This is a genomic window from Bacillus cereus group sp. MG1 (assembly GCF_040460035.1).
In the GTDB taxonomy this organism is placed as follows: domain Bacteria; phylum Bacillota; class Bacilli; order Bacillales; family Bacillaceae_G; genus Bacillus_A; species Bacillus_A cereus.
This window is the reverse complement of record NZ_JARVGY010000001.1, coordinates 651,834-665,906: the sequence shown is the minus strand read 5'-3', so window position 1 is coordinate 665,906 and position 14,073 is coordinate 651,834. Positions and strand designations below refer to the sequence as shown.

The following is a 14,073-nucleotide window of genomic DNA, read 5'->3' as shown; positions in this document are numbered from 1 at the left end:
CTTCGGAGTATGTATGCTCATTTGTTTAAGTGTATTTCCGTTCGTAAATGATTCACGGAGCCTGTTAATTTTGTTCACTCAAATCTTCATCTTTGCTATTTTTGCAATGAGTTTTGATGTATTGCTTGGGTATACAGGAATTGTATCGTTCGGTCATTGTATGTTCTTTGGGATAGGAGCATATGGGGTAGCGCTTTTATTTGATCGACAAGGCGTATCAATAACGAACTTTTTAATTGGAATAGTAGCTGCAATTATCGTTTCAGCAATCGTTAGTTATATAATTGGTTTGCTTTCTTTACGATTGAAAAGTCATTTTTATGCAATGTTAACACTTGCTATTTCACAGTTGTTTTTCGTCCTTGCTGAAAAATGGCGTGGGCTCACTCACGGAGGAGATGGTTTTACATTTGGGGTACCAGAAATATTCCGTGATCGTTTTACTTTTTATTATGTATCACTTGTATGTTTATGCTTCATTTTTATTCTATTACGTCTTTTTACAAAGTCTTCTATTGGGAAAGTATTAAAGGCAATTTCACAAAATGAACAACGTGTTGAAGCACTTGGATATAAAGTCCTCCATTATAAAATAATCGCAAGTGTAGTGGCAGGAATAGTAGCTGCAATTAGCGGTGGTTTATTTGTTATTACATTACGCTTTGTCAATACGACTGTATTTTCAATTGAAATGACACTAAATGCACTCTTGATGACAATGATTGGAGGAGTCGGAACATTAATTGGAGCTATTGCTGGATCTGGGATTATTGAATCCCTAAAATATTATTTATCAGAACTAGCGACGGAATATCCGATTTTTGAAAGATGGACGATTATTCTAGGTTTATTGTATATTATCGTGCTACTCGTTTTTCCGAAAGGATTGGTTGGGACGGTTAAGGGACTGAAGAATATGAAACGGAATAAGAAGGAGAAAAGTGCAGAAGTGGAGCAAAATGTGTGAAAAATCAATTGTATAGAATATGAAAATCCCTCTTTTAGATTCATAAAGGAGGGATTTTTTTATTAACCAAATAGTTCATCAGGGATTTGTTTGAAAGAGTTTTGATTTGCAAAAAAATGAACAGCTAATTTCTCAACTGGAACATCTTCAATTGGTACCAATTTATCATTTTTAATCGGCAAAAAGGCTATCCCTTTTCCGTCCTGAATAAACTCTTCCATAAGCGAATAAGAATCTAATTGTTGAAGTTGACGCTGAGATAAATTATTTTCTTTTAGAAATTGTATCGTCTTATTCCTAAAAGGGCACTTTTTGTCATTGCTAACGAAGAAAATTTCTTTTGAATAATCAATGGTACATTTTTCTTTCGCTTTTAATAAGCCTACAGAAATTGAGGTTGTGAACACTTTTTTAAACGATGCGTCAGGATAATCCTCATAAGTTATGACCATATCAACTTTTTGTTGCTGAAGTAATTTTTGCAAATGACTACTACTTTCTACATATATTTGATAATTTCTGAAGTTTTCTTCAATACGCTTACTTAAATAATTTGTCAAAATAGATTGTGACGTCGCTATTATATAAGAAGAACCACTCGTTTTAATTTCATCTTTTACTTCTTCTAATAGAGTTAATATTTTATTCGTGTAATCTAATAAAATGTCACCAGAAGGTAATAAGGAAACGCCTTTGTTATCTCTATGTAGTAAAGGCGTTTCTAATTCTTGTTCTAATTTTTTGATTCGCTCAGTTACGTTCGGTTGAACATAACCTAACTCTTTAGCAGCTTTACTAATAGAACCCTCACTGGCTACAGTTTTGAATATAATAAGATCATTTATTTCCATATATCTCAGCCCCTTATGCACTATCATTATAAATGATACCAAACATAATTTATACCTATTTTACGTTAGCTACTTATCGATTTATCATAATGTATATAAGATTGAAAGCGAGTGATAAACATGATTGGAATGCAATATAAGGTCATTTTGCCAAAGGATTATGACATGGAAATTATTAGGAAAAGGGTAAAGGATAATGGTTATAAAACTGATGGTTTCCAAGCACTAAATTTTAAAGCTTATTTAATTACGGAAACGGAGAAAGACGGGAATTTTTATAACTGCTATGCACCTTTATATATTTGGAATGGTCATGAAGGGATGAATAAATTTATCTTTGAAGGGTATTACGATAACATTTTACAATCTTTTGGATGGCAACAAATACATATAGGTGTTCCATTAGTGGTTAATCTAAGTGATGGATTTAAGAAAAGTAGATATGTTGTTGAATATGCAGGAAGTATTTCTCAAAGTAAAACACTGATTGGGACTCAATTAAGCACTATGAATGAAGATGTACAAAACAACGAAAAGTGTTTAGGGAATGTAATCGTTTATAATCCGGATAAATGGGGGTATAGTAGGTTTAATTTTTATGAGGAGAAGCCTGAAATTGCAGTGAATAAAGGTGTTACAGTATATGAGATTTTACACATTTCACGATGAAATTTTGTTGCATATTAAAAATAAGAAAAGGAATGAAAGTCTATGCCTTTTGTGAAGATTTATTATCCTGAAAACATATTAAATGAAGAAGAGTTGGAAAAAATGGGTGAATGTATCCATCTTTCATTAATTGAACATTTTAACATCCCTGAAAATGATTATTTTCAAATGTTCTTACCTTACCAAGAAAACAAATTTTTATATAATCCATATTATTTGTTGGAAAGAGGAGAAAAGAGAACAGAGAATATGATGTAGAGTAGGAAGCGAGCGCCTTGTCATATTGCTATGATAGGTTTCTCAAAACCCCTCACCGAACCGTACGTACTCCTCTCAGAGTATACGGCTCTCCATCAATTGCTTTGCCATTTGGCTTTGCCTTTCTCAACATCTTTCATTTTTCGGACATGGTGCATTACTAAGTTAGAATCGGTTTTACCACAATGTTCACATTTGTTGGCTGACAACCTATCCATAAGACTAGTTGTTGACATATGAACTCTTGAGGCTAACAAGTTGTCGATGTTATTTTCTTGTGTTTTCATCTTAGTTATATCAACCGTTCTAAATCCTTCCCTGTAGAAAGAATGAGAGTGTTGTTTGCCTTTTTTATCTTTGTAATTGACTATGAATACACCGTTTTTGCAATATTTCCCCTTAATTTTTCCGATTGAGCTTTTATATTTATTGGCGAATGTTTTATACATGCTGTATTCTAGAACGTAACTGAATTTTTGGAGTACCGTTGAATTAACTGCATATTTGTAGTAGTTGTACATCCCTCTGATCTGTAATACATAATTATGTAGTATTTCCAAATCATCTAGGTGTGCCATTTCCGGTCTATGCTTTGGTTTCCAAGTTTCTTTCCCATTCACATACTTCATTTCTAAAACATTCAGGGCAAGTAATTTATTTCGCCATGTTTCATGGGGGATTTCAAGTCTTACTTTTAGATTGTGATGTCTTCTTTTTGCACCTTTCACCGAGTATTTGGTAAATAACTCGTTTCTAGTGATATTGACGTTGTACCCAAGAAATGTTGCTTTCTTGCTAGAGTGGGTGATAAGTGTTTTTTCTTCTGATAAAGTTAATTTTAATTCTTCATTGAGAAATTGAGCTATATCAGATTTAATGGCTTTGGCATCATCTTTACTGCCGATTATCATTACAATAAAGTCATCAGCATATCTAACATATTTTAGTGACTTAAATTTATCCGACATTGGATTGTAGTAGGGACGTTGTCCCCTTTCCTTAACCCATTCGTTGACTTGCTCGATTAATTCCTGAGCTTCATTGTGTTTACCTTGTTCTCTTAGTAAGTCTGCTTTCTTACGCCCTCTTTTTATTTTGAGGTGTAAGTATTGATATCTTTTATCAACTTCTCTGTCTTTTGGTTGACCTTTTCCGAACTTTTCAGCGTATTTTTCCATGTATATATCTAGTTCGTTTAGATATATGTTGGCAAGAAGAGGACTGAGAATCCCTCCTTGTGGTGTTCCACTGAATGTTTTGTGGAATTGCCAATCCTCCATGTACCCAGCTCTTAGGAACTTCCATATTAATCCGATGAGTGTTTCGTCATTGATACGTTTTCTTAGTAGGTTAATTAGGATATGGTGGTCGATATTGTCAAAGAAACCTTGAATATCACCTTCAATAAACCATTTAGTTCCATTACCACTCTTTTTAATTTGTTTCAAAGCTGTATGACAACCCCTATTTTTCCTGAATCCATGTGAGTTCTCAGAGAAGTTTGGTTCATAAATTGCTTCTAAGATATACTTTATTACTAATTGGACAAGTTTATCGTCAAATGTCGGTACCCCAAGAGGACGTTTTTTCTTACTCCCTTTTTTATCAATATATACTCGCTTAACAGGAGTAGGTTTATAGTTACCATTTTTAATGTTGTTGATGATTTTAGATACTCTATTTTTTGAGAAGCCATCAACAGTTTTATTTATGGTTCCTCTGGTCATATTACCTGGATTGGCATATATTTCTTGATAACCTTTATAGTAGAATTCTGGATTATAAAGATTTCTATATAATCTTTTGAACTTATAGTTTTCTTTAATAGTATTCTTCGACAAGGTGTTCAATACATAAACTGGATTTCTCATCAGCATCTCGCTTCCTTCCTGTTTATTATCATCATGAACTAATTGACTACCTTCCTTCGCCATCCTGATTTCACAACCATGACCTAACGTAATTTGTCATACGTTAGTGTGATAGGCTTTCCCTATCTCTGACTACTACGAAGGCTCCGTTACCATATGGAATATTCAAGAGCCACATTTCTTGGTTTTTACCTTGAAATCATCCTCTATAGCCATAAATGGCGCTTCCACTTAGGTAATCCCCATTTAGTACCTTGTAAATAGTTTGTAGTAATGTCGGTTGGGACTTTCAATCTTTACTAATGTACTTTAGTTGGTTCTCTAGTGTGAAACACACCTCTCTCCACAAAAAATAGATGAGCTGAACTAGAGACATATCGTTTCAATGTCTATTTCGATATGGTCGTCGATAAGACCCCTTGATTTATCCTTCACGCAGTTTAGCATTCAACCTTGTTTACCACGGTACACCTAGAAATTCAGTCGCACTCATGACATTAGAGTGACTTATCCCGTTGCAGCCATGCTACACTCCCCGCTCACTTTCGATTACGGATAAGGCTACCGGTGTCGGGTTGTTATCTTGTTTCACTTCACCCGCTGATTTACTAAATCAGAGTTTACAAGGCCCTTATGGGCGCACTTATGTTTCTATTACATGTGGACCGGGAAGAACAGTGCAACAGAAAAAAGATTTGTATCAATCGGTATCCTTAAAAATTACGGAATATTCCGATGTTAAAACTTCGGATATTTTTATTACATTAAATGAGACAGCTGCTGAAAACTGGTCATTTGGTCAAGGAATAGCACAAATGGTGAAAATAAAGGGAGAAAAAAATGAACTTATTGAAGTACATATTAAAAAGAAAATGAGAGAAATGTCACCTGCATTTGCTCATTATAGTGAAAAGATATTATTTGAGGAAGTGTGGCGGGATGCCACTTTAACATTAAGAGAAAGAAGCTTGTGTACTGTGTCAGCACTAATCAGTCTCGGTAATACAGAACAATTACAATTTCATCTGAAGCTAGCTAAACAAAATGGGGTTATGGAGAATGAATTGGTTGCATTAATAACACATATGGCTTTTTACGTTGGTTGGCCAAAAGCTATGGCAGCTTTAAATATAGTAATGAATGAAAGGCAAAGTTAAGAATAATGATAAGTAAGAATTCATGTTTATATGAATTCTTACTTATCATTATTTATGCAATACTCTATCGATATATTTATTACATTTTTTCTTGCTTTTTTATCACTTGCGTAGTAAAGTGATAGTAAGATGAACGCTAGGAAGTGACAAAACATGCGTGATAATACGATAGGATCATTAATATGGTTACGTTTAATACGATTTACGAACCAAAGTAATCAAATGTCAAATGAGTTTTTAAAACGTTTTGATTTAACGACAGCTCAATTTGATGTGCTTTTGCAAATACGTACGTATCAGCCACTAACACAAATGGAGTTAGCTGAAAAGGTAACTGTTACACAAGGTGGTATTTCTCGAATGTTAACTCGTCTTGAGAAAGAAGGATATATTGTACGAAAACAAGATTGGAAAACGAAAACAATTAGTCTTACAGAGCAAGGGGAATCGGCCTTAGAGAAAGCATTGCCAGAGCAACTTGCATTTCAATCTTCGTTTTTTGATGATGTATTAAATGAAGAAGAGCAGAAAATATTATACGAGCTAATGACGAAAGTTCATAAGCATAGTGAAAAAAAAGAATTACCGCAAGAGTAATTTTTTTTACACTATCAATTGACTAATCAAGTGAAGGCGTAGGTAATACGGAGATATACCTGACTTACCAACGTTTTTAGAAAAAAACTAATACTACTTTATTAAAGGGGAGAGTAACTATGGAAAAATACCGTATAGATATAAGAAAAGGAATTGAGTTTGGATTATATTCAATTGGTGATCATGTTTTAAATCCACATAATGGGGAGAAAATTACGCCAGAGAAAAGAATTCACGAACTAATTGAAACAGCTAAGTTAGCAGATGAGGCAGGGCTTGATGTGTTTGCTGTCGGTGAAAGTCATCAAACGCATTTTACAACACAAGCTCATACAGTTATTTTAGGAGCTATTGCACAAGCTACGAAAAATATAAAAATTGCAAGTTCAGCAACGATATTAAGTACATCTGACCCAGTTCGAGTATATGAGGATTTCGCTACAATTGACTTGATTTCTAATGGACGTGCAGAAATTGTGGCTGGTCGTGGATCTCGTATTGGGGGATATAGTTTACTTGGTTATAACGTGAATGATTATGAAGAATTATTCGAAGAGAAGATGGATCTTTTATTAAAAATTAATAACGAGGAACATGTCACATGGAATGGACAGTTCAGAGCACCGCTCGCACATGCATCGGTTATTCCGAGAGCGAAAAATAATAACTTACCAATTTGGCGTGCGGTTGGAGGTCCACCAGCTAGTGCAATTAAAGCAGGACGCGCGGGTGTACCAATGATGATAACAACACTTGGTGGTCCAGCAATTAACTTTAAAGTGTCAGTAGATGCTTACCGCGAGGCGGCTGTACAAAGTGGATTTGATTCAGCTAGTTTACCAGTTGCGACAACGAGTTTATTTTATACGGCAAAAAATTCACAAGATGCACTTAGTGAATATTACCCTCACATTAATGCTGGTATGCTTACACTGCGCGGTGGTGGGTATCCGAAACAGCAATTTACAAATGCAATAGATTACCGTGATGCTTTAATGGTTGGTAGCCCACAACAAATCATTGAGAAAATGCTGTACCAATATGAATTATTTGGCCAACAACGCTTTATGGCACAAATTGATTTTGGCGGTGTACCATTTGATAAAATTGAGAAAAATATTGAATTAATTGCTACTGAAATTTTACCAGCCGTTAGAAAACATACAGCAAAATAAATAAAAAAACTGAGAGTCTAATCGACTTTCAGTTTTTTTTATTTGTTCTGGAAAAATGACAAAAAAATGAACTTTTAGTCGAGGAAGAGGGAAGTTATTTTCTATTTTTGAATAACATTATTTCGAGTTTGAATTTTAAAAATACATTTTTCTCTTGACAAAAAACAAGCGTTTATCGAGGGTAGTTCCGAGGACATTTTTTCGGGTGAAAGTCAAGTGTATGAAGAGAAAAACGATTGTTTTATAGATATAAAAGTAAGAAGTATATTGAAAAAACACATTTTGCTAATGAGAAAAATCTGATTCAAAAAAATGACAAAAGACATATTTCAGACAAAATGATGTCAATAATACGTCAAAAATAACCTGAATTTACTATGCAGGTATATTATACAATTCGATTAACGAATAAAACACTACAGAAATAGTGAAAAGGTAAAAAATAGCATTACAATAGTTTGAAAAACTGAAACTTCATATTTTTCGACAATACATACAAAATGTTTTTGTCTTTTCGTATTTCTTAATAATTGAGTTTGATAAGATTGCTCAATTAACTTTTATTATAAAAACTATGAAGGAAGTGATTTTAGTATGGAAACGCTCGAATTGGCACGAATACAGTTCGCATCAACAACGATTTTCCATTACTTTTTTGTTCCGCTGTCAATTGGTTTAGCTTTTATTATTGCGATCATGCAAACGTTGTATGTGGTAAAAGGGCAAGAAGTATATAAGAAGATGGCAAAGTTTTGGACGCAATTATTCCTTATTAACTTTGCAGTAGGTGTAGTAACAGGTATTTTACAAGAATTTCAGTTTGGTATGAACTGGTCAACGTATTCACGTTTTGTAGGTGATGTATTTGGTCCATCACTTGCGATTGAAGGATTACTGGCATTTTTCATTGAGTCTACATTCCTGGGTTTATGGGTATTCGGTGAGGATAAATTACCGAAGCGAATTCACTTAATGTGTATTTGGCTCCTTTCAATTGGAACGATGTTATCAGCATTCTGGATTTTAACTGCAAGTGCATTTATGCAGTCACCTGTCGGGTATGAAATGGCAGCTGATGGTCGTGCGCAAATGAATGATTTCTTAGCCATTATTCAAAACCCACAACTATGGGTACAATTCCCGCATACAATTACAGCGGCAATTGCAACAGGTGCATTCTTTATTGCTGGTGTAAGTGCATGGAAAATTACAAAAGGACAAGAAACTGTAGTATTTAAAAAATCTTTCCGAATTTCTATCATTGTTGGAACAATTACAACGGCGCTTGTATTATTCTTCGGTCATGCACAAGCGCAACAATTAATTAAGACACATCCAATGAAGATGGCGGCAGCTGAAGCGCTATGGAATACAAGTGAGGATCCAGCACCATTTACAGTATTTTCGAAAATTGATACAGAGAAGAAAGAAAATTCGTTTGAAATTCAAATCCCTTATATGCTAAGTCTATTATCGTATGATAAGTTTAGCGGTCAAGTTGAAGGGATGAATCAAATTCAAAAACAATATGAGGAAAAATATGGACCTGGAGATTATATTCCTCCAGTGCATACAATGTTTTGGAGTTTTAGAGCGATGGTAATGAGTGGAACATTCATGCTTCTTCTAGGAGCTTACGGATGGTTCTTATCAAGAAAAGATCGTTTAGCGGAAAAAACGTGGTATTTAAAATTAATGGTGTATGCAATTTCTCTTCCATTCATCGGTAATACAGTAGGGTGGATTATGACTGAAATGGGTCGTCAACCTTGGGTTGTATTTGGTGTAATGAAAACAGAAGATGCTGTATCACCAAATGTAACATTCGGTGAAGTATTATTCTCACTTATTTCATTCACATCAATGTATTTAATTATGGGTGGAATTTGTGTGTACTTATTTGTTCGTACCATTAAGGGCCACAAGAATAAGAAAACGAAAAAGGATTATCAAAGCCATGATCCATTTGATAAGGAGGAAGAGTATGTTATCTCTTAATGAGTTATGGTTTTTAGTTATTGCAATCTTGTTTGTTGGATTCTTCGTACTGGAAGGTTTCGACTTTGGGGTAGGAATGGTTTCGAGGTTTTTAGGAAAGAATGATTTTGAAAAACGAGTTTACTTAAATACAATAGGACCGTTCTGGCACGCGAATGAAGTATGGCTTGTTTGTGCTGGTGGAGCCATGTTTGCGGCATTTCCGCACTGGTATGCAACTTTATTTAGTGGTTTTTATATTCCATTTGTATTTATGCTTCTTGCTTTAATTTTAAGAGGTGTTTCCTTTAAATTTCGTGCGAAAATAGATAATCATAAATGGAAGAGTGCATGGGATTGGGGGATGTTTATTGGAAGTATGTTACCTCCTATCCTTTGGGGAGTTGCGATTGCAAACTTTATGGTAGGTGTACCTATTGATGAGAGTAAAAATGTTGTAGGTGGATTCTTGCAATTACTTCATCCATTTGCGTTACTTGGAGGAGTAATGTTTCTCCTACTATGTATTGTTCACGGATTACAATTTCTTACGATACGTACAACTGGTAAATTGAGAGAACGTGCACGAATTGCTGCAATAAAAATTGCACCAATTTCATTAATTACACTTCTTGTTTTTGCTGGTGTGGGGTTATGGAAAACCGACATTTTCACTGCTCATGGAACAGAATGGATTATGGTGCCAATCGGAGCTTTTGTAGCACTATTAGTGTCCACTTTATTAAATAAAAGAAGAAGAGATGGTTGGGCTTTCTTTATGACGAGTTTAACAATCATTTTACTAAGTGCGAGTGTATTTATCGGTATGTTCCCACGTGTTATGATTAGCTCTTTAGGAGCAATGAATGATTTGACAATTTACAACGCAGCATCAGGAGCTTATGCATTAAAACTTATGACTTACTTTGCGATTGCTATTTTGCCTTTCGTTATCGGAAGTCAAATATGGAGTTATTATGTATTTAGACAACCTGTTAAGTCAGACAACGATTTGGAGTACTAATGAAAAGAAAAAGAGGACTTCCGTCTTATCCCGGTAGCCGTATTTTATATGTAGCGTTAACGATTATTAGTATTTTAGAAGCTTTTAGTATTATTGCGCAAACAATCTTTTTAGCACGAGCTATTACGTTTTTATTTCATGGAGAGACAGTACAAACAATATTAAGTGAAATTGTTTATTTTGGTATCGCGTTTGCAGCGCGTCACATAGTAGTTCGAACATCACAAATATTAGTGGAACGTTTTGCTGAAAAAACAGGGTCGTTACTAAGAAAACAACTAATAGAGGCATATTTCACATTAGGTCCAAGGTATGTTCAAACTGTTGGAACTGGTCATCTGGTTACCTTATCAATTGAAGGGATTGAGAAATTTAAAACATATATTGAATTAACGATTCCTAAAATGATTAGAAGTAGCATCGTTCCAGGTCTAATTGTACTATACGTTTTTACGCTAGATATTGAGTCTGGAATCATTTTAGTTGTAACGATTCCTATCGTGATCATATTTATGATTCTTCTCGGATTGGCAGCGCAAAAAATGGCAGATAGTCAGTACGAGATATATCGTGTACTTTCGAACCATTTTGTAGATACGTTAAAAGGTTTAGAAACATTAAAGTATTTAGGGAAAAGTGAACAGCACGAAGGAAAGATTGAAAAAGTAAGTAAAAGGTATAGAAAAGCAACGATGCGTACTTTGCGAGTTGCTTTTCTTTCTTCTTTTGCATTAGATTTCTTTACGAGTTTATCAATTGCGTTTGTGGCAGTTGGATTAGGGATACGTTTAATAGATGGAACGATTATACTATTACCAGCCCTTACAATTTTGATTTTAGCTCCGGAATATTTTCTGCCGATTAAACAAGTGGGAGCAAATTATCATGCGACATTAGATGGACAAATTGCGATGGAGCAAATAGAAGAGATTTTGCAACAACAAAAAGGAATACAAAAGAAAGATTTAAATGAAGATATAGTATGGAATGCCTCTAGTAGCTTGAAATTACAAGACATCAAAGTTAATAATACTGAATCTGAAAAGGCTATATTAGAAGGAATTAATTTTACTTGGGAAGGTAACGGTGCTATTGGTGTTATTGGTGAAAGTGGTGCAGGCAAATCGACGTTAATCGACGTATTAGCAGGTTTTTTATCTCCTTCGAGTGGAAAGATGTTAGTAAATGGTGTAGAAGTTGATGGATCTACTCGTGAAGATTGGCAAAAAAATATCGCTTATATTCCGCAGCAACCTTATATTTTTCCGCTTTCATTAAAGGATAACATTCGTTTTTATGAAACAAATGCAACAGATGAAGAAGTTGAAAGAGTTATTAATGAAGTCGGCCTTCGTTCACTCGTTACATCACTTCCAAATGGGATGCACGAAAGAATTGGAGAAGGTGGACGTATGCTAAGTGGCGGACAAGAACAGCGTGTTGCTATGGCGCGTGCGCTTTTAAGTAAAAAACCAATCATTTTATTAGATGAGCCTACGGCACATCTTGATATTGAAACCGAATTTGAAATAAAGCAAGCGATGTTACGTCTATTTAATGGAAAGTTAGTATTTTTAGCAACCCACCGTCTACATTGGATGAAACAAATGGACCATATTCTTATTTTAAATAAAGGGGAAATGAAAGAAAGTGGGACGTATGAAGAACTTTTAGAGAATGAGACATTACATTTTCATAGGGAAGAGAGGGGAGAGAAATGAGTAACTGGGTTAAACCTTATATAAAACAAAATAAAGGTAGAATGACTTTAACTATTTTCCTTGGTCTTCTTGGAGTTAGTTCAGGAGCGATGTTACTTTTTATTTCAGGTTATTTAATCTCAAAATCTGCCCTTAGACCAGAAAATGTAATGGCTGTATATGTTCCTATTGTTGCAACAAGAGCGTTTAGTATAGGGCAAGCTGTATTTCATTATATAGAGCGCTTAGTCGGACATGATGTCGTACTACGTATATTAGAAAAAATGAGAACGAGGCTATATAGAATAGTAGAACCACAGGCGTTATTTTTCCGTTCTCGATTTCAAACGGGTGATATGTTAGGAGTGTTATCCGAAGATATAGAGCATTTGCAAAACCTATATTTACGTACAATATTTCCTAGCATATTAGCGCTAGTTGTTTATAGTATCTTCGTACTTGTTATCGGTGCATTTGATTTTGTTTTTGCACTTATTGTAGGTTGTATGTTAGCTATTATCGTTTTTCTTCTTCCGTTTGTATCATTACTTTTGATGAAGAAACATCATGTTACTTTAAAGCAAGGAAGAAACCGTTTGTATCAACAACTGACAGATGCTGTTTTTGGATTATCTGATTGGCAAGCAAGTGGTCGTAAAGATGAATTTATTAATGAGTATGTAAAACAAAATGATCAGTTGTTAAAAATCGAAAAGAGAGTGAAACGCTGGTATCATATTCGGGACAGTATCATTCAATTAGTAGTAGGTATTGTAGTTATTTCGATGATCATATGGACTGGGAATGAAGCGGCAAGTGAACAAATTGCTCCTACAGTTATCGCAGCTTTCGTATTAATGACTTTATCTGTAACGAACGCGCTTATTCCTATTGCAGATGCCATCGATCGAATACCGTCGTATGTAGAATCTACCCATCGTCTTAATGGCGTAGAAAGTGATAGTGTTTTACATGATGAAACGGATTTGCATGGAGAGAAAGATTATATTGAACCAAAACATGTAGATATTGAACTGAATCACGTATCGTATAGTTATCCAGATAGTAATGAGATTGTATTAAAAGATGTATCATTACAAATAAAAACAGGGAAGAAAATTGCTATTTTAGGGAGAAGTGGGACAGGGAAATCTACTTTACTAAAATTGTTAACAGGGGCGTTAAGCCCAGTAAATGGCCAAGTTGTACTAAATGGTGAACGAGCTCATACGAATCTTTTATCTAAATATATTTCTGTATTAAATCAAAAGCCGCATTTGTTTGATACGACAATTGGAAATAATGTACGAATTGGCAAACCAGAGGCGACGGATGAAGAGATATGGAAAGCTTTAGAGAAAGCACAATTAGCTTCACATGTTACTTCTCTTCCAGACGGATTACAAACAAAAATGCATGAAATGGGAAAGCGGTTTTCTGGTGGGGAAAGACAAAGGGTTGCTTTTGCTAGAACTCTTATGCAAGAAACACCAATTATTGTACTTGATGAACCGACTATCGGTTTAGATCCAAAAACAGAATTGTCTTTAATTGAAACAATGTTTTCTGCAACGGAAGAAAAGACGGTTATTTGGATTACGCACCATCTTGTAGGAATAGAACATGTAGACGAAGTTATATTCCTTGATCGTGGCCAAATTGTCATGCAAGGTAGTCATAAACAACTTCTGAAAGAAAATGAAAAGTATCGTAAACTTTATGAGTTAGATAAAGGAATATAATTTGAATAAGCAATAATTGTAAAAATAGCTACGCCTAATGGTGGAGCTATTTTTTTTGTTAGATTGCAGGTGTATATGATTGTTA

The 14,073-nt window shown here is 34.6% G+C and carries 11 protein-coding genes and 2 pseudogenes; 11 read left to right on the top strand and 2 right to left on the bottom strand.

What is annotated here, in order from left to right; genetic code table 11:
* Positions 1-13 precede the first annotated feature (13 nt).
* On the top strand, positions 14-967 hold the full coding sequence (locus QCI79_RS03240; protein ID WP_002102967.1) for a branched-chain amino acid ABC transporter permease: 954 nt from the start codon (positions 14-16) through the stop codon (positions 965-967).
* A gap of 62 nt (positions 968-1,029) precedes the next feature.
* Here QCI79_RS03240 and QCI79_RS03235 read toward each other — a convergent pair whose 3' ends face one another.
* Positions 1,030-1,818 carry a LysR family transcriptional regulator gene (locus tag QCI79_RS03235; RefSeq protein ID WP_000405000.1) on the bottom strand — a complete coding sequence of 263 codons (789 nt, stop codon included), beginning with the start codon at positions 1,816-1,818 and terminating at the stop codon, positions 1,030-1,032.
* A gap of 120 nt (positions 1,819-1,938) precedes the next feature.
* Between QCI79_RS03235 and QCI79_RS03230 the strand changes: the two genes are divergently transcribed.
* Complete coding sequence (locus QCI79_RS03230) at positions 1,939-2,487, top strand: DUF4865 family protein (RefSeq protein ID WP_000579915.1); 549 nt, start codon at positions 1,939-1,941, stop codon at positions 2,485-2,487.
* 42 nt (positions 2,488-2,529) lie between these two features.
* Positions 2,530-2,742: pseudogene (locus tag QCI79_RS03225) on the top strand (tautomerase family protein); the annotation flags it as partial.
* 98 nt (positions 2,743-2,840) lie between these two features.
* Here the strand turns inward: QCI79_RS03225 and QCI79_RS03220 are convergent.
* Positions 2,841-4,679, bottom strand: a complete 1,839-nt coding sequence (locus QCI79_RS03220; RefSeq protein ID WP_353842239.1) for a reverse transcriptase/maturase family protein — start codon at positions 4,677-4,679, stop codon at positions 2,841-2,843.
* 578 nt (positions 4,680-5,257) lie between these two features.
* Here QCI79_RS03220 and QCI79_RS03215 point away from each other — a divergent pair.
* The 8 genes and pseudogenes from QCI79_RS03215 to cydC all read left to right on the top strand — a co-directional run.
* Positions 5,258-5,461: pseudogene (locus QCI79_RS03215) on the top strand (tautomerase family protein); the annotation flags it as partial.
* 27 nt (positions 5,462-5,488) lie between these two features.
* Positions 5,489-5,773, top strand: a complete 285-nt coding sequence (locus QCI79_RS03210; RefSeq protein ID WP_223272771.1) for a carboxymuconolactone decarboxylase family protein — start codon at positions 5,489-5,491, stop codon at positions 5,771-5,773.
* A 153-nt stretch (positions 5,774-5,926) separates the two neighbouring features.
* A complete protein-coding gene (locus QCI79_RS03205) occupies positions 5,927-6,370 on the top strand; it encodes a MarR family winged helix-turn-helix transcriptional regulator (RefSeq protein WP_001205528.1) in 444 nt (147 codons plus the stop codon).
* A 119-nt stretch (positions 6,371-6,489) separates the two neighbouring features.
* Positions 6,490-7,545 (top strand): LLM class flavin-dependent oxidoreductase, encoded by a 1,056-nt coding sequence (locus tag QCI79_RS03200; protein WP_000417540.1) that lies wholly within the window; start codon positions 6,490-6,492, stop codon positions 7,543-7,545.
* 594 nt (positions 7,546-8,139) lie between these two features.
* The gene (gene cydA, locus QCI79_RS03195; RefSeq protein WP_000448869.1) at positions 8,140-9,543 is read left to right on the top strand and encodes a cytochrome ubiquinol oxidase subunit I; all 1,404 of its coding nucleotides are present in this window, start codon (positions 8,140-8,142) and stop codon (positions 9,541-9,543) included.
* Positions 9,530-10,546 carry a cytochrome d ubiquinol oxidase subunit II gene (gene cydB, locus QCI79_RS03190; RefSeq protein ID WP_000950086.1) on the top strand — a complete coding sequence of 339 codons (1,017 nt, stop codon included), beginning with the start codon at positions 9,530-9,532 and terminating at the stop codon, positions 10,544-10,546. Before cydA ends, cydB begins: the two co-directional genes overlap by 14 nt.
* Positions 10,546-12,267, top strand: coding sequence for a thiol reductant ABC exporter subunit CydD (gene cydD, locus QCI79_RS03185; RefSeq protein WP_000824021.1), 1,722 nt, complete (start codon positions 10,546-10,548; stop codon positions 12,265-12,267). The genes cydB and cydD overlap by 1 nt, the downstream gene beginning before the upstream one ends.
* Positions 12,264-13,988, top strand: a complete 1,725-nt coding sequence (cydC, locus tag QCI79_RS03180) for a thiol reductant ABC exporter subunit CydC (RefSeq protein ID WP_000073649.1) — start codon at positions 12,264-12,266, stop codon at positions 13,986-13,988. Before cydD ends, cydC begins: the two co-directional genes overlap by 4 nt.
* Positions 13,989-14,073: the final 85 nt, after the last annotated feature.

What these genes read in the sequence shown, in the direction of transcription:
- QCI79_RS03235 (WP_000405000.1), bottom strand. Translation starts at nt 1,818, where the DNA reads ATGGAAATAAATGATCTTATTATATTCAAAACTGTAGCCAGTGAGGGT.
- QCI79_RS03240 (WP_002102967.1), top strand. Translation starts at nt 14, where the DNA reads ATGCTCATTTGTTTAAGTGTATTTCCGTTCGTAAATGATTCACGGAGC.
- QCI79_RS03220 (WP_353842239.1), bottom strand. Translation starts at nt 4,679, where the DNA reads ATGGCGAAGGAAGGTAGTCAATTAGTTCATGATGATAATAAACAGGAA.
- QCI79_RS03205 (WP_001205528.1), top strand. Translation starts at nt 5,927, where the DNA reads ATGCGTGATAATACGATAGGATCATTAATATGGTTACGTTTAATACGA.
- cydD (WP_000824021.1), top strand. Translation starts at nt 10,546, where the DNA reads ATGAAAAGAAAAAGAGGACTTCCGTCTTATCCCGGTAGCCGTATTTTA.
- cydC (WP_000073649.1), top strand. Translation starts at nt 12,264, where the DNA reads ATGAGTAACTGGGTTAAACCTTATATAAAACAAAATAAAGGTAGAATG.
- QCI79_RS03230 (WP_000579915.1), top strand. Translation starts at nt 1,939, where the DNA reads ATGATTGGAATGCAATATAAGGTCATTTTGCCAAAGGATTATGACATG.
- QCI79_RS03210 (WP_223272771.1), top strand. Translation starts at nt 5,489, where the DNA reads ATGAGAGAAATGTCACCTGCATTTGCTCATTATAGTGAAAAGATATTA.
- cydB (WP_000950086.1), top strand. Translation starts at nt 9,530, where the DNA reads ATGTTATCTCTTAATGAGTTATGGTTTTTAGTTATTGCAATCTTGTTT.
- cydA (WP_000448869.1), top strand. Translation starts at nt 8,140, where the DNA reads ATGGAAACGCTCGAATTGGCACGAATACAGTTCGCATCAACAACGATT.
- QCI79_RS03200 (WP_000417540.1), top strand. Translation starts at nt 6,490, where the DNA reads ATGGAAAAATACCGTATAGATATAAGAAAAGGAATTGAGTTTGGATTA.